Source organism: Pimelobacter simplex, assembly GCF_024662235.1.
In the GTDB taxonomy this organism is placed as follows: Bacteria; Actinomycetota; Actinomycetes; order Propionibacteriales; family Nocardioidaceae; genus Nocardioides.
Genome location: NZ_CP096276.1, coordinates 4,816,921 through 4,831,915 on the forward strand (window position 1 = coordinate 4,816,921; position 14,995 = coordinate 4,831,915).

14 protein-coding genes are annotated in these 14,995 nt (G+C 71.9%); 3 read left to right on the forward strand and 11 right to left on the reverse strand.

Annotation, left to right across the window (positions count from 1 at the left end):
* The first annotated feature begins 49 nt into the window (after positions 1-49).
* Positions 50-742: a hypothetical protein gene (locus M0M48_RS23585; protein WP_257752990.1), complete on the forward strand. Its 693-nt coding sequence runs from the start codon at positions 50-52 to the stop codon at positions 740-742.
* A gap of 39 nt (positions 743-781) precedes the next feature.
* Here M0M48_RS23585 and M0M48_RS23590 read toward each other — a convergent pair whose 3' ends face one another.
* Both M0M48_RS23590 and M0M48_RS23595 read right to left on the reverse strand, forming a co-directional pair.
* Positions 782-1,423, reverse strand: a complete 642-nt coding sequence (locus M0M48_RS23590) for a response regulator (RefSeq protein ID WP_215812174.1) — start codon at positions 1,421-1,423, stop codon at positions 782-784.
* On the reverse strand, positions 1,387-2,547 hold the full coding sequence (locus M0M48_RS23595; RefSeq protein WP_257752991.1) for a sensor histidine kinase: 1,161 nt from the start codon (positions 2,545-2,547) through the stop codon (positions 1,387-1,389). The genes M0M48_RS23590 and M0M48_RS23595 overlap by 37 nt, the downstream gene beginning before the upstream one ends.
* A 136-nt stretch (positions 2,548-2,683) precedes the next feature.
* Here M0M48_RS23595 and M0M48_RS23600 point away from each other — a divergent pair, with 136 nt between their 5' ends.
* A complete protein-coding gene (locus tag M0M48_RS23600; protein WP_257752992.1) occupies positions 2,684-4,888 on the forward strand; it encodes an MMPL family transporter in 2,205 nt (734 codons plus the stop codon).
* On the opposite strand, the gene M0M48_RS23605 is transcribed toward M0M48_RS23600, so the two are convergent.
* Positions 4,878-5,777, reverse strand: coding sequence for a choice-of-anchor P family protein (locus M0M48_RS23605; protein ID WP_257752993.1), 900 nt, complete (start codon positions 5,775-5,777; stop codon positions 4,878-4,880). The two genes, M0M48_RS23600 and M0M48_RS23605, sit on opposite strands and share 11 nt — an antisense overlap.
* Before the next feature lie 114 nt (positions 5,778-5,891).
* Here M0M48_RS23605 and M0M48_RS23610 point away from each other — a divergent pair, with 114 nt between their 5' ends.
* Positions 5,892-6,578, forward strand: coding sequence for a hypothetical protein (locus tag M0M48_RS23610; protein WP_257752994.1), 687 nt, complete (start codon positions 5,892-5,894; stop codon positions 6,576-6,578).
* A gap of 3 nt (positions 6,579-6,581) precedes the next feature.
* On the opposite strand, the gene M0M48_RS23615 is transcribed toward M0M48_RS23610, so the two are convergent.
* From M0M48_RS23615 to M0M48_RS23650, 8 genes are all read right to left on the reverse strand, one after another.
* On the reverse strand, positions 6,582-7,001 hold the full coding sequence (locus M0M48_RS23615) for a hypothetical protein (RefSeq protein WP_257752995.1): 420 nt from the start codon (positions 6,999-7,001) through the stop codon (positions 6,582-6,584).
* A gap of 28 nt (positions 7,002-7,029) precedes the next feature.
* On the reverse strand, positions 7,030-8,025 hold the full coding sequence (locus M0M48_RS23620) for an RHS repeat-associated core domain-containing protein (protein WP_257752996.1): 996 nt from the start codon (positions 8,023-8,025) through the stop codon (positions 7,030-7,032).
* A 169-nt stretch (positions 8,026-8,194) separates the two neighbouring features.
* Positions 8,195-9,160, reverse strand: a complete 966-nt coding sequence (locus M0M48_RS23625) for an ABC transporter substrate-binding protein (protein ID WP_215812134.1) — start codon at positions 9,158-9,160, stop codon at positions 8,195-8,197.
* Positions 9,161-9,260: 100 nt separating this feature from the next.
* A complete protein-coding gene (locus M0M48_RS23630; protein ID WP_257752997.1) occupies positions 9,261-10,265 on the reverse strand; it encodes an ABC transporter permease in 1,005 nt (334 codons plus the stop codon).
* Between the two features lie 5 nt (positions 10,266-10,270).
* Entirely contained in the window at positions 10,271-11,851 is a 1,581-nt protein-coding gene (locus M0M48_RS23635) for a sugar ABC transporter ATP-binding protein (RefSeq protein WP_257752998.1), read from the reverse strand.
* Positions 11,844-12,680 carry an amidohydrolase family protein gene (locus M0M48_RS23640; RefSeq protein ID WP_257752999.1) on the reverse strand — a complete coding sequence of 279 codons (837 nt, stop codon included), beginning with the start codon at positions 12,678-12,680 and terminating at the stop codon, positions 11,844-11,846. Before M0M48_RS23640 ends, M0M48_RS23635 begins: the two co-directional genes overlap by 8 nt.
* Positions 12,677-13,615 (reverse strand): aldo/keto reductase, encoded by a 939-nt coding sequence (locus M0M48_RS23645; RefSeq protein WP_257753000.1) that lies wholly within the window; start codon positions 13,613-13,615, stop codon positions 12,677-12,679. The genes M0M48_RS23640 and M0M48_RS23645 overlap by 4 nt, the downstream gene beginning before the upstream one ends.
* Positions 13,602-14,885 carry an enolase C-terminal domain-like protein gene (locus M0M48_RS23650; protein ID WP_215812129.1) on the reverse strand — a complete coding sequence of 428 codons (1,284 nt, stop codon included), beginning with the start codon at positions 14,883-14,885 and terminating at the stop codon, positions 13,602-13,604. Before M0M48_RS23650 ends, M0M48_RS23645 begins: the two co-directional genes overlap by 14 nt.
* Between the last annotated feature and the right edge of the window lie 110 nt (positions 14,886-14,995).

Sequence of the window (14,995 nt, forward strand, 5' to 3'; positions counted from 1 at the left end):
CTGGAGGGAGGGCGCCCGACCCATTTCCCCGACCGCCTCGGAGGGACCCGTGAACCACGCCGCGCCGGCTGCCCGCGCGCTCACCGACGCGCTGATCCACGGGACCGGCCAGGCCGGTGCGGCGTCCGCCTTCGGCGCGGCGTACGCCGTGGCCGGCGCCGGGCTCGGCGTCTGCCTGGCCGCGCTCGACGACACCTGCCTGGCCGCCGACAGCGCGGCGGCCGCGCCCGCCCTGGTGCGCCACGCGGCCCTGGGCTGGGGCGAGGCCGTCGAGCGGCACTACAACAGCCTCACCTGCGCCGACCCGGTCACCGGGCTCGGGAGCATCCAGCACCTCCAGTCCGAGGTGGCCGGCCTCTACCGCGCCGCCGGCGACGGCTGGCTGGTCGACACCGACATCGCCCGGACCCACGCCCTCGTGGTGGTCGAGCTGCCCACCGTGCGCGGCGACGTCGACGACGCCTTCGGCGGGCTCGAGGCGGCGCTGCGCCGGGCCTCGGCCGCCGAGGTGCTGCGGGCCGGGATGCCGGAGTGCCCCCAGCCGTCCGAGGTCCACCCGCGCCGCCTGGTCGCGCTCGCGCGCCGCGACGAGGGGCTGCACCGGCGCCTGGCCGACGCCGCCGACGAGGTGGACCGCCGGCTGGCGCTCTCCCCCAGCGGCGGCAGCTGCCGGGCCTGGACCGAGGCGCTGCCGGTCGACCCCGAGACCGCCCGGCTCCTCGTCGACGAGCTCGCCCGCTAGCGGCTCCGCCCCGTCAGGCCAGTCAGGCCAGTCAGCCCCTCAGAACCGCAGCCATTCCAGCACCGCGCGCACCCGCCGGTGGTCGTCGGTGTCGGTGGGCAGGTCGAGCTTGGCGAAGATGCTGTTGATGTGCTTGGCCACGGCCTTCTCGGTGACCACGAGCGCCTGGGCGATGCCGGCGTTGGCCCGGCCCTCGGCCATCAGCGCGAGCACCTCGCGCTCGCGCTCGGTGAGCCGGTCGACCGGGGTGTCCTTGCGCCGCTCCAGGACCGCGGCGACCACCGACGGGTCGAGCACCGTGCCGCCGTCGGCCACCCGGTGCAGCGCGTCGACGAACTCGCCGACGTCCGCGACGCGGTCCTTGAGGAGGTAGCCGACCGCGCCCTCGCCCGAGGCCAGCAGCTCGCGGGCGTAGAGCTGCTCGACGTACTGCGAGAGCACCAGCACCGGGAAGCCCGGCCGCTGCCCGCGCGCGGCGATCGCGGCGCGCAAACCCTCGTCGGTGAACGTCGGCGGCATCCGTACGTCGACCACGGCGGCGTCCGCGGCCGGGTCGGCCAGCGCCTGCTCCAGGTCGGCGAGGTTGTCGACCGCGGCCAGCACCTCGAAGCCCTTGGCCTCGAGCAGCTGGGTCAGCCCCGCCCTCAGGAGGGCGTGGTCTTCGGCGAGGACGATGCGCACGGAACCTCCCAGCTCACGACGGTCGGGCCACCCGGCGGGCTCGAGACCGTCAGGGTGCCGTCGAAGGCTGCCAGACGCGCGGCGATCCCCGGAAGCCCGGACCCCCGTCGCGGGTCCGCGCCACCGCGTCCGTCGTCGCCCACCTCGCCGCGCAGCACGCCGTCGGCATGGCTCAGGCTCACCCACGACTGGTCGGCGCCGGCGTGCTTGGCGGTGTTGGCCAGGCACTCGGCGACGGTGAAGTAGACCGCCGACTCCACCGGCGCCGGCAACCGGTCCGGTACGTCGAGCGCGAGCTCGACCGGCAGCGCCATGTCGATCGCCAGCGCGGAGACGGCACCGGCCAGGCCGCGGTCGGCCAGCACCGGCGGGTGGATCCCGCGGACCACGTCGCGTAGCTCGCCCAGGGCCGTGGACGAGGTCCCGCGGGCGTCGTTGAGCAGCCGGCGCGCGGCCTCCGGATCGGTCTCGAAGAGGTCGTCGGCCAGGCCCAGGCTGAGCGACACCGCGGCCAGCCGCGCCTGCGGACCGTCGTGCAGGTCCCGCTCGATCCGGCGCAGCTCGGCGGCGGAGTGGTCGACCACGACCGCCCGGGAGCGGGTCAGCGCCTCGACCCGCTGCTCCAGGTGCTCGGTACGCCCGACCGTGAGCAGGGCCCGGTCGACGCAGGCCCGGGCGCGCATGAGCGGGCCGACGCCGTACCACCAGATGGGGAGGGTGACCACGCACAGGAAGAGCAGCAGCGCCAGCAGCGAGACCGCGAACCCGAAGGTCATCGCCCACAGCATCCAGAACAGGTCGCGCCAGGTCATCGGGTCGGCCGCCTGGGTGCGCAGGTTGCCGAGCAGCCCACCCGGCAGCGGCAGGTACGGCGCCGTGGTCGGCGCCCCGAGGATCCGGCCCGCCATCCAGCGGTGCGCCTGCACCAGCGCCCGCATCAGCGGGAAGAACAGCATGAGCAGGGCCACGCCCACCCACACCGCGACGAGGGCGGCGCTCACCACCACCAGGATGAAGGTGGCCACGACGGGGGCGAACAGCAGGACGTGCAGCGCGGCGTACCCCGTCGTCTCCAGACGTCCGGCGCGGGCGTCGAGGTCGTGCTCGGGGAACCGGTTGCTCACCCCCCGATTCTCCCCGGTCGCGGCCGGCCCGCGCAGGGGTGCAGGCACCACTGCGGGTCGGGTCGCTCCACCCCTGACCGCGGGCGCTCGCGACGACAGCCTGGTGAGCACGACCTTCACCCCCCGAGGAGCTTCCATGTCACGCATCCCCTTGAGCGGGCTGCCCACCCGGGCCGCCCGCTGGAGCGCCACCCATCCGTGGCGGGCGATCGGCGCCTGGCTGGCGTTCGTCGTCATCGCGGTCGGCCTGTCGGCCACCGTGTCCACTCACGAGGTCACCGACGCCGACTACCGGCTCGGCGAGTCCGGCCGCGCCGCGACCCTGATGGAGCAGGCCGACCTCGACGCCCCGCCCACCGAGAACGTCGTCATCAGTGCCCGCGTGGGCGACCTCGACAACGCCCAGGCGCGCGCCGCCGCGGCCGACGTGGCCGACCGGATGGCGGGCCTCGACGGCGTCGCCGGGGTCGGGGACGCCGTACCGAGCGCGGACGGGACGGCGCTGCTCGTCCCCGTCGCGCTGACCTCCGACGAGATCGACGCGGCGCCGCTGCTCGACGCGACCGCCGCCGTGCAGGCGGAGCACCCGGACCTGCGGGTCGAGCAGGCCGGCGACGTCACCATCGGCGACGCGATCGACGAGCGCGTGGGCGAGGACCTGCAGTCCGCGGAGATCGTCAGCCTCCCGATCACGCTGGTGCTGATGCTCCTGGCCTTCGGCGCCCTCATCGCTGCCGGACTGCCGGTGCTGCTCGCCGCGACCAGCGTGGCCGCGACCATCGGCATCACCGCGCCCATCTCGTACCTCGTGCCGGCCGAGCCGACGGTGTACTCGATGATCGTGCTCATCGGCATGGCCGTGGGCGTCGACTACTCGCTGTTCTACCTCAAGCGCGAGCGCCAGGAACGGTCCTCCGGGCGCTCCACGCTCGACGCGGTGACCATCGCCGCCGAGACCTCGGGGCACGCGATCCTCGTCTCCGGCGGCGCGGTGATCGCCTCGCTGGCGGCGCTGTTCGTGCTCACCGACGTCACCTTCAACTCCCTGGCCACCGGCGCGATCCTGGTCGTCGCGGTCGCCGTCCTCGGCTCGATCACCGTGCTCCCGGCGCTGCTGGTCAAGCTCGGCCGCTGGGTCGACCGGCCGCGCGTCCCGCTGCTGTGGCGGCTCACCCGCCGGGTGCGCACCGGCACCATCAGCGGCCGCCTGCTCGGGCCCGTCGTACGGCACCCGGTGGCGGCGCTCGTCGTGTCCGGGCTGGTGATCGGCGCGCTCGCCGTACCGGCGCTGAGCATGAAGACCCACCAGGCCAGCGCCGAGACGCTGCCGCACGACATCCCGGCCGTGCAGACGCTGCGCCACATCACGAAGGCCTTCCCGGCGGAGGGCACCTCCGCCCAGGTCGTCGTCACCGGCGTCGACGAGGCCGCGGCGACCCGCGGGCTCGACGCCCTCGCGGCCGCGGCCGGCAAGGACGACCACTTCGCGGTGGACGGCGCCCAGGTGCGCACGTCGGCCGACGGCGAGACGTCGGTGATCGACCTGGCGCTGCCCTTCGACGAGTCCGACGACCGGGCCGCCGACGCGATCGAGCGGCTCCGCGACCGGCTCGCCCCGGCCGCCCTCGACGACCTCGGCCCGGACGTCTCGTGGGCAGTCGGCGGGGACGCGGCGTCCTCGCTCGACCACGCGAACCGGCAGGGCGACCGGATGCCGCTGCTGCTCGGGATCGTGCTCCTGCTGACCATGGTGATGATGGTGCTGGCGTTCCGCAGCGTGCTGCTGGGCCTGGTCTCGACGGTGCTCAACCTGGCATCGGTCGGGGTGGCGTTCGGGCTGCTGTCGCTGGTGTTCCAGCACGGCGTGGGCGAGAGCCTGCTCGACTTCACCAGCCCCGGCTTCGTCATCGACTGGATCCCGATCTTCGTGCTCGTCGTCCTGGTCGGGCTGTCGATGGACTACCACGTCTTCGTGCTCAGCCGGATCCGTGAGCTCGTCGACCGGGGCATGCCCGCCCGCGAGGCCGTGCACCGCGGCATCGCCGACACCGCCGGCGTGATCACCAGCGCCGCGGCGGTCATGGTCTCGGTGTTCGCGATCTTCGCGACGCTGTCGATGATGGAGATGAAGATGATGGGCGTCGGCCTGGCGGCCGCCATCCTCATCGACGCCACCCTCATCCGGTTGGTCGTGCTGCCGGCGGTGCTCGTGCTGCTGGGCGAGCGGGCCTGGCCGCGCCGTCGTACCGGGCGGGGTGGTCCGGGCGCACTGGCCACGCCCGAGGTCCCGCCGACGACCTGGACGTCGACGTCGGGCGAGCTGGTCCCGGTCAACCGGTGACCGGCAGGCTCCCGTGGACCGGGACGGGCTCCGGCGCCCGGTCGCCCTCGCCGGGCACCCGGTCGGACGTCACCCGGCCGCAGGTGGCCGAGGCGACCACGACCTCCTGCTGACCGAAGAGGTCGATGACCAGCGCGTCGACGGAGAACGTTCCGTCGGCGCGCTGGGTCTGCCGGTTGACGGTCACCTTGATGACGCCGGGGACCTCGACCGCCGTACCGGCTCGGCTCGTGTCGATCTCGATCGGCAACCCCAGCGCCCGCAGGTTGACGATCTCGACCCCACCGCCGGAGCCGGTGCAGGAGGCCTCGACCGCATCGGCGGCCACGAGCGCACCGCCGTCGAGCACCGCGCACAGCCCGCTCAGGTCACCGGGGACCAGCCGGGAGAAGTCGAGCGAGGTGATCGCGCTCAGGTCGATCGGGGAGTCGGCGGTCCCCTCGTTGAGCGCGTCCTGCAACGGGTCGACCACCAGCTTGCCGAGGCTGTCGGTGACCTCGTCGAGGTCGACCTGACCGAGCTGGTCGCAGACCGGCGCGAGCTGCTCGCCGAGGTCGACCGGCAGCTGCTCCAGCACGCCGCCGCCCACCGCGAGGTCGACCACCCCCGAGGTCGCCCGCCCGTTCTCGGCGCTGACCGCCAGCGCGGACGCCGTCAGCAGCGGGTTGCCGGGCACCTCGGCCAGCGCGTCGGAGACCCGCGCCCCGTCGCGCGAGACCACCTCGGGCAGCGGGTCGAGCGGGATCAGCCCGCTCGCCCCCAGCCCGTAGGCCGAGGACGGCGTACCCGCCGCCGTCGCGGTGGTCACCGTCGCGGTCACCGTCGCAGTGGTCACCGTCGCGGCGACCAGGACCAGGGCGCCCACCGCGCCGGCACGACTCTTCTGCATGGCTCACTCCTCGATCCGGGTGTGACCTACGCAACGACGCGGTCCCGTCGGCGGCGGTCGAATCGGCCGAGATGTGCGCAAAACGTCGATCCGGGCGCCTGGTTCAATGACCGGGTGCTGCACTCCTTCCACCTCGCCGAGCTGCCCCCGGCGGTGTCGGGACGGGCCCTGGTGCGCCCGCCGGCCGCCGTACCGGGGCTGCGGCACGCGGAGTGCCTCGCGATGATGCGCCTCGGCGCCCCCACCGTCTCGCTCGAGCGCTTCCAGGTACGCCGCCTCGCCGTCTTCGCCACCTGGGACGACCCCGACGCCCTCGACCGCTACCTCGACCGCGACCCGCTCGGCCGCCGCCTCGCCGGCGGCTGGCACGTCCGCCTGCAGTACCTGCGCCGCTTCGGCCACGTCGCCGCCCTCGGCCCCCTCCCCCAGCGCGCCGGCGACTGGGACCCCGACGAGCCCGCCGTCGCCGTCACCCTGGCCCGCCTCCGGCTCCCCGAGCTCCCCCGCTTCCTGCACTGGGGCAAGCCCGTCGAACGCCTCGTCGCCGGCCACCCCGGCACCACCTTCGCCACCGCCGCGATGCGCCCCCCACGCACCTTCTCGACGTTCTCCATCTGGCGCACCGTCCGCGACATGACCTCGATGGTCCACGGCCGCGATCCGTCGGTCACCGAGGCCCCGACCCACGCGGTGGCGATGGCCGAGCAGCGCCGGCGCGAGTTCCACCACGAGTCGGCCTTCATGAGGTTCCGGCCGTTGTCGGAGCACGGGACGTGGCAGGGGCGCACGCTCCTGCCGTGAGGGCTAGGAGGGTCGCTCCTGCTCGCGCCTTCGCTGCTCCTCGTCCTCCTTCGCCTTCTCGAGGGCGGCATTCCGTCGCGCAGCGATGACCAGTCCTGCGACCCCCGTAGCGAACATCGCGAGCCCGATCCAGATCTGATTGCCCTCGGACAAGGAGTTGCCCACGAGCCCACCGACAGCCACGAGGAGCAGTAGGACCGGAGCCGCCAAGCGCCGCGGTGACCTGCCGTCCTCCACCACTTCGTTCACCCAGGCGAGCGCACCTCCAGCGAGCGCGGCGACGAGGAACATCGGCAACAGCGAACCGGTAGCCCCTGCCTCGTCGGCGAGCATCAGGGTGAAGAGCAGGCCCGCCGCCAGCGCTACTGCGCCGACACCGGCGATCCTTCCGGGGCTCGGCGTTTCAGTCGGCCGCGTCCACATGTCACCCCTCAACTTTCGCTCGTACGGGTCAGCATGTCGGCATCATGCCGCAGGTCATCGAGTACACGAAGTCGTGCCGCCGTTCCGCGAGCCAGCGTCCGACGCCCCGGGCGTCGTCGTCCAGCTTGCCGTCGACCATGCGTTCGAACCCCACCTTGACGCCGGTGCCGACAGCCAGCACAACGGTTCCGCAGAAGACCGTCCCGGCCCCACCGCATGCCAGTCCGATGGTGTAGGCCGCGGCGGCTCCCGTAGCCCACGACCCTCCCTCCTTGAGGACGGCGACCTTCGTGTCCTCACCATTGTCGGTGCGTTCCTTGACGCCCTTGTATCCGTCGTAGATCTCGATCAGCGGACCGCCGAACTTCAAGAACTTGTCGAGCGAGACCCGGCGGGTGAGCTTCTTCTCCCAATCCTTCAGCATCTCCGCACCGGACTTGTTCCGCTCCGAGATCCTCAGCTTCTCTCGCGCTGCGTCACTGACCGCCCTGTTCTTCGCCTTCGCCTGACCCACGACAGGCCCGACGTTCTTGATGAAGTCCAGGTTCGCCCTTCGCACCAGCGACAGGAAGTACAGCGACATGGCGGTCTCGCCGCGGACTTCCTCCTCCAGGTCGCCGGCGAAGGAACCGGGCCTGAAGAACGGCTGCGGTGTCCTCTGGATAGGAGCCCGCTTCGGTGAAGACTTGGGCGCGGGCACGGGAGGCGGCGGGTCGTGCTCGAACCAGGGCGCGGGCATCTCTCCCGTCGGGTCCGAGAACGTCACCGGATCGTTCTTCGCATAGGCGTACGCCGCTGCGATCTGTCCCGGCTCGCCGAGGTCGATCTTCGGGTCGACACCGAGGAAGCGCCCCTCAACTGGGTCGTACGGCCGGACCCCGACTTGGATGAGACCGACCTCGGCATCCTTGGTCGCCCCGACGAAACCGCGGTCCCCAGCAGATCCGGCGGCCTGCCGTTCGTCGCCGAACGGGGTCTGCCGCCGAGGTGTGAGTCCGCCCGTGCCGTTGTGGAACGAGTACACAGGCGATCCCTGGAGATCCCCGACAAGGCTGGCAACCGTGCCGTTGGCCGCGCCAGTCCGAGGTGGTGGTCGTGCGTGAGCGGCACCGGCCCGGCGCCCGCAAGATGTCGAGGGACGCCGGGCCGGTGTCGCGGTCGCCCGGGCTGGTCGGGAGCCCGGGACGTCGGTGCTACTTGTAGAGGACGGCCTGGATCTCCGGGTCGTCGATGTTCGTCGCGTCGTACCAGAAGTAGCCGGTGTCGATCGTCTTCTCCAGGTCCTCGCCCTTGACTGCGGCCACGGCCGCCTTGACGAGCTCCTTGCCCATGCCCACGGGGTTCTGGGTGATCGCGCCGGCCTCGACGCCCGAGGTGATCGCGTCGATCTGGGCCTGACCGGAGTCGAAGCCGACCACGGTGACGTCCTTGACGCCGGACTCCTCGACGCCCTTGACGGCGCCGATCGCCGAGCCCTCGTTGGAGCCGTAGATGCCCTTGACGTCGGGGTTCGCAGCGAGGATCGACTTGGCGATGTCGGCCGACTTGGCCTGGTCACCGTCGCCGTACTGGACGGGGAGCAGCTCGATGTCGGGCGCGTTCTCCTTCATCCAGTCGATGAAGCCGTCACGACGCTGCTTGCCGGTGAGGCTGGTCTGGTCGTGCACGATCATCGCGACCTTGCCCTCGTTGCCGACGAGCTCGGCCATGTGCTTGGCCGCCTCGGCCGCGGCGGCAGTGTTGTCGGTGGCCGCGGTGGTCACCGGGATGTCGCTGTCGACGCCGGAGTCGAAGGCCACGACGGGGATGCCCTTCTGCTTGGCCTGCTCGAGCACCGGCTCGGAGGCCTTGCTGTCGAGCGCGGCGAAGCCGATCGCGTCAGGCTGCTTGGCGAGCGCGTTGGTCAGCATCGTGACCTGCTCCTCGACCTGGGTCTCGTCGGCCGGCCCCTCGAAGGTGATCCGGACGCCCATCTCCTTGGCCTGCTCCTCGGCGCCCTTCTTCACCGCCTGCCAGAACTGGTGCTGGAAACCCTTCGACACGATGGCGACGTAGAGCTCGTCGTCACCGCCCTTCGAGCCGCTGTCCGAGCCGCACGCGGCCACGGAGAGGGAGAGAACACCGGCTGCCATGGCAGCAGCCAAGCGACGGAACTTCATGCTGGTACTCCTCATTGATTCTTCGGATCGGTGCCGGGGGCACCGGCGAGTTCTTGCGAGGTCGCCCGAGCCGACGACTGGTTGCGGGCGGAGGTGCGCGCTACACCTCCTTCTTGCGAGCCATGTCGGCGTAGACGGCGATCAGGATCACGACGCCGAGGATCACGCTCTGCCACTCCTGGGCGATCGACAGGAGCTGAAGCCCGTTGTTGAGCACCGAGATGATGAGGGCGCCGATGACGGTGCCGACGATCGTCCCCTTGCCGCCGGCCAGCGACGTACCGCCGATGACGACGGCCGCGATGGCCTGGAGCTCGTAGCCCATGCCGGTGGCCGGCTGGGCCGAGCCGAGGCGGGCCGAGATCATCACGCCGGCCAGACCGATGAAGAGTCCGGCCAGGGTGTAGATCAGGAGCTTCCAGCGACGCACGTTGATCCCCGACAGCGCGGTGGCGTGCTCGTTGCTGCCGATCGAGTAGGTGTAGCGGCCCAGCACGGTCTTGCCGAGCAGGACGCCGGCGACCAGGCAGGCCGCGAACAGCACCAGGACGGCGTTGGGCAGGCCCGGGATCAGCTCTCCGGTGGAGATCTTGACGTAGTCGGGCGAGTCGGTGAAGTAGATCGGCGAGCTGCCGGAGATGACGAGCGCCAGGCCCTCGGCGACCAGCATCATCGCCAGGGTGGCGATGAACGGTGGCAGCTTGAGGACCGCCACGTTGAAGCCGTTGACGAAGCCGACCAGGCCGCCGAAGAGCACGGCGAGCAGGACGCCGAGCACCATCGGCAGTCCCATGTTCACGATGAACACGCCGGACATCACCGCGCACAGCGCCATGCCGGTGCCGATGGAGAGGTCGATGCCGCCGGTGATGATGACGAACGTCGTACCGACCGCGAGGAGTCCGATCACCACCGTGCTGAACAGGACGTTGGTGATGTTGTCCCAGGTGAAGAAGATCGGGCTCGCGATGCTGAAGTAGGCGCAGATCACGATCAGGCTGGCGAAGGCGAGCAGCTGCTGGAGCCGGTCGCGCACGGCCGGCAGCCAGCCGGGGCCTGCGGTGGCCGCCGGCACGCTCGCGCCGACGTCGGGGGTGGTGTTCATCCGGTTCACTCCTTGTCCACGGACGTGAGATGGGGGACGTCGCGCTCGACGACGGGATCCGCAACGGCGGGATCGGCCGCGACCGGATCGGCCACGGCGGTGGGGCGCAGCGTGGCGAGGCGCATGACCGACTCCTGGGTCGCGTCGGCCGCCGAGAGGATGCCGCTGACCCGGCCCTCGGTCATCACGACCACGCGGTGCGACATCCGCAGCACCTCGGGCAGCTCGGAGCTGATCATCACGATCGACTTGCCGGTCGCGGCGAGGTCGTTGAGCAGGGCGTAGATCTCGGCCTTGGCGCCGACGTCGATGCCCCGGGTCGGCTCGTCGAAGATGAGGATGTCGCAGTCCTTGACGAGCCACTTGGCGATGACGACCTTCTGCTGGTTGCCACCCGAGAGGTACTTCGTGACCTGGTTCTCGCTGGGCGTCTTGATGCGCAGCTTCTGGATCATGTCGCGCGCGGTCGCACGGATGCCGGCACCGCGGACCCAACCGGCCTTGCTGTAGCGCTCGCTGAGCGAGGGCAGCGCGATGTTGGCGCTGACGTCCTGGTCGAGCAGCAGGCCGAGGTGCTTGCGGTCCTCGGAGAGGTAGCCGATCCGGAGCCGGGCGGCGTCCGCGGGATTGCGGATCTTGATCCGCCGCCCGCGCAGCTCGACGATGCCGTGGCTCCTGTCCGCGCCGACGATCGCGCGGGCGACCTCGGTACGCCCGGCGCCCATGAGGCCCGCGAAACCGAGGATCTCGCCCTCGCGCAGGTCGAAGGTGACCTGGTCGAGGAGTCCCTTGGTGGTGAGCCCGGTGACCGACAGGACCACCGGCCGGTCCTCCCGTACGCCGACCGGCCGGGCGTCCTCGACCAGGGCCCGGCCGACCATGAGCGAGACGACCTGGTCGACCGTGGTGTCGCGGGTCTCGACCGTGTCGATGAACTGGCCGTCGCGGATCACGGTGATCCGGTCGGTGATCGCCTTGAGCTCGTCCATCCGGTGCGAGATGTAGATGACGCCGGTCGTCGGCGTGGTGAACCGGCCGATGAGCGCGTGGAGCGCGGCGACCTCGGCGTCGTTGAGCGCCGCGGTCGGCTCGTCCATGATCAGGACCTGCGGGTCGTGCGAGAGCGCCTTGGCGATCTCGACCATCTGCTGGTTGGCGACGGTGAGCCCGCCGACCACGGCCTTGGGGCTCAGCCGGACGCCGAGCCGCTCGAGCAGCTCGCCGGCCCGGTGGTTGAGGGCACGGTCCGACAGCAGCGGTCCGACCTTCGGCTCGCGGCCGATGAAGATGTTCTCCGCGACCGTCAGGTGCGGCATCAGGTTGAACTCCTGGTGGATGATGCTGACGCCCTGGGCGAGCGCGGCGCCCGGCCCGCTCGGGCGGTAGGGCGCACCGTTGAGGAAGAACTGCCCCTCGTCGGGCGTGTAGATGCCGGAGAGCAGCTTCATCAGGGTGGACTTGCCGGCGCCGTTCTCGCCGACCAGGGCGAGCACCTCGCCGTGGCGCAGCTCGAGGTGCATGTCACGCAGGGCCTGCACTCCGGGGAACCCCTTGGCCACACCCTCGGCCTTCAGCAGCTCAGTCATGACGCACCCTCCCGTAGACGCGGAGAGCCGTCGCCCTCCGGATTTCGGCCTGCTCGTGGGGGGACAGCGCGGAGACCAGCTCCGCGATCGGCCCCAGCGCGCCGGCGTAGTCGTGGCGCGCCGTCGCCATCGGCCAGTCGCCGCCGTACATCAACCGGTGGGCGCCGAAGGCGTCCAGCGCGGTGTCGAGCACGGGCCGCAGCGTGGCGGCGGTGTAGGGCTCCGCTCCGGCGAGTCCTGACACCTTGGCGACCACGTTGGGCCGCTGCGCGACCGCGCGCAGCGACGCGGCCCAGCCGGACATCGCCGCGGTGCCCCACGGCGGCTTGGCCAGGTGGTCGACGACGATCGTCAGCCCGGGCAGGGCGTCGGCGAGGTCGCCCACGGCGTCGAGGTGCGTCGGCCAGGCGTCCGGTACGTCGAGCACCAGGCCGCGCTCGGCGACCAGCCGCAGGCTCTCCCGGACCTCGGCGAGGCCCAGGAAGGTGGCGGCCCGCGGGTCGTCGTGGATCAGGTGCCGCACGCCCCGGAGGGCCGGCTCGTCGAGCTCCGCGAGCGCCGTCGCGGCCTGGTCCGGCCGGTCGAGCGGGACCCAGCCGACCACGCCGAGCACCCAGTCGTGGGTGCGGGCGACGTCCAGGAGCCATCCGGTGTCGGCCAGCGAGTCCTCGGCCTGGACGAGCACCGCCGCCTCGATGCCGGAGGACCGGAGCTCGCGCGCCGCCTCGTCCGGTCCGAACGAGCGGTGCAGCGGGCCGTGCTGCGGCCCGAGCCAGGCGTAGTCGCTGACGTCGAGGTCCCACAGGTGCAGGTGGGCGTCGATGGTCATCCGGCTGCCACCTCGTCCCAGAGCTCGTCGGGGACCTCGGCGGCGAGCAGCCGGACGTTGGCGCTCACCTGGGCCGGGTCGACCGCGCCGACCACGACGCTGCGCACGACCGGCCGGCGCAGGGGGAACTGCAGCGCGGCGGCCGGCAGGGGGACGCCCGCCCGGCGGCAGATGTCGTCGAGACGCTGAGCCCGGGCGAGCACGTCGGCCGGCACCTGCGCGTAGTCGTAGGTGGACGCCGGGCTCGGCGACCCGGCGAGCAGGCCGCCGTTGAAGACCGCCGCGGCGACGATCGCGACCCCCGCCTCGGCGCACAGCGGCAGCAGCCGCTCCTCGGCCCGCCGGTCGACGAGGGTGTAGCGCCCGGCGACCATGAGCTCGTCGACGAGACCGGTCCCGGCCGCCGCGACGAGGGCGTCGAGGTCCATCGAGCCGACGCCCACGCGGCGCACGAGCCCCTCGGCCTGGAGCCCGCGCAGCGCGGGCAGACCCTGGTCGAGCGCCTCCTGGAGGTTCCAGCGCTCCGGGTCGTGCAGGTAGACGGTGTCGACGTGGTCGAGACCGAGCCGCTCCAGCGAGGCCTCCAGCGTCTGCCGGATCCCGGCGGCGCTGAAGTCCCACACCCGCCGCACGTCGGCCGGTACGACGAAGCCCTCGTCGTCCAGCGCGCCGTCGGGGTCGGCGACCGGGACCAGGCGCCGGCCGACCTTGGTCGAGACCTCGAACCCGGCGCGCGGCCGGCCCGCGAGGAACTCCCCCAGCCGGCGCTCGGACAGCCCGAGCCCGTAGTGCGGCGCGGTGTCGAAGAGCCGGATCCCCCGCAGCCAGGCCTCGTCGAGCACCGCCCACGCGGTGGCGTCGTCGAGGGCGACCCGGTGGTTGCCGAGTCCGGCGCCACCGAGGCCGAGGCGGAGGTCGGGATCAGGCACCGACATACCGGTTCTCCACGATCGAGCTCGCGAGCATCTCGGCTCCGGAGCCGGGGGTCAGCGGCGCCCGGTAGTGACCACGGTCGATGACGACGGGGGTCACGAAGTGCTCGTGCAGGTGGTCGACGAACTCGATCATCCGGCCCTCGGTGCTCGCCGAGACCGCGACGAAGTCGAACATCGACAGGTGCTGGACGACCTCGCACAGCCCGACGCCCCCGGCATGGGGGCAGACCCGCACGCCGAACTTCGCGGCGAGCAGCAGCAGCGCGATGTTCTCGTTGACGCCGGCCACCCGGGTCGCGTCGAGCTGGAGCACCTCGAGCGCGCCGGCCGCGAGGAACTGCTTGGCCATCACCCGGTTGGCCATGTGCTCGCCGGTCGCCACCGGGATCGGCGCGACCCCGCGGGCGATGGCCGCGTGTCCCAGGATGTCGTCGGGGTTGGTCGGCTCCTCGATCCAGGCGACGTCGTACGGCGCGAGCGCGCTCATCCAGGTCACCGCCTCGTCGACCTCCCAGCGCTGGTTGGCGTCGACGGCGATCGCGATGCCCGGACCCACGGTCTCGCGGGCCAGCGCGAGACGTCGTACGTCATCGGCCAGGTTGGCGCCGACCTTGAGCTTGATCTGGGCGAAACCCTCGGCGACCGCCTCGCGGCAGAGCCGGACGAGCTTCGCGTCGTCGTACCCGAGCCAGCCGGGGGTGGTGGTGTAGCCGGGGTAGCCGCGCTCGCGCAGCTCGTCCATCCGCTCGGCCCGGCGCGGCTGGGCCTTCTCGAGGATCTCGAGCGCCTCGGTCGGGGTGAGCGCGTCGGAGAGGTAGCGGAAGTCGACCAGGCTGACGATCTCGGCCGGCGACATCTCGCCCAGGAGCTGCCACAGCGGGAGGCCCGCACGCTTGGCCTTGAGGTCCCACAGCGCGTTGACCACGGCGCCGATCGCCATGTGCATCACGCCCTTCTCGGGACCGAGCCAGCGCAGCTGGGAGTCGTGGACGAGCTCCTTCCAGAAGCCGCCGAGGTCGGCGAGCGTCGCCTCCAGGTCGCGGCCCACGACGTACGGCTCGAGGCTCGCGACGGCGCTGAGCTGGACGTCATTGCCCCGGCCGATGGTGAAGACGAACCCGTGCCCCTCCAGCCCGTCGCCGGCGTCGGTCGCCAGGCGTACGTAGGCCGCGGAGTAGTCGGGGTCGGGGTTCATGGCGTCGGATCCGTCGAGCGAGGTCGACGTCGGGAACCGAACGTCATCCGTCTGCATCTCGGTGATCTTGCTCAAGGGGCACGCTCCTGGTTGGTGACTTGACTCACAGGCTAGACATCGGATCTATCAGCGGTCAAGATGGAAGAGCAAACCAATCTTTCCGCTCAGATCGCGGGAGAGGGCCG

Coding starts and splice junctions, on each gene's coding strand:
- M0M48_RS23605 (WP_257752993.1), bottom strand. CDS start 5,777: ATGCAGAAGAGTCGTGCCGGCGCGGTGGGCGCCCTGGTCCTGGTCGCC.
- M0M48_RS23630 (WP_257752997.1), bottom strand. CDS start 10,265: ATGAACACCACCCCCGACGTCGGCGCGAGCGTGCCGGCGGCCACCGCA.
- M0M48_RS23600 (WP_257752992.1), top strand. CDS start 2,684: ATGTCACGCATCCCCTTGAGCGGGCTGCCCACCCGGGCCGCCCGCTGG.
- M0M48_RS23635 (WP_257752998.1), bottom strand. CDS start 11,851: ATGACTGAGCTGCTGAAGGCCGAGGGTGTGGCCAAGGGGTTCCCCGGA.
- M0M48_RS23615 (WP_257752995.1), bottom strand. CDS start 7,001: ATGTGGACGCGGCCGACTGAAACGCCGAGCCCCGGAAGGATCGCCGGT.
- M0M48_RS23645 (WP_257753000.1), bottom strand. CDS start 13,615: ATGTCGGTGCCTGATCCCGACCTCCGCCTCGGCCTCGGTGGCGCCGGA.
- M0M48_RS23640 (WP_257752999.1), bottom strand. CDS start 12,680: ATGACCATCGACGCCCACCTGCACCTGTGGGACCTCGACGTCAGCGAC.
- M0M48_RS23625 (WP_215812134.1), bottom strand. CDS start 9,160: ATGAAGTTCCGTCGCTTGGCTGCTGCCATGGCAGCCGGTGTTCTCTCC.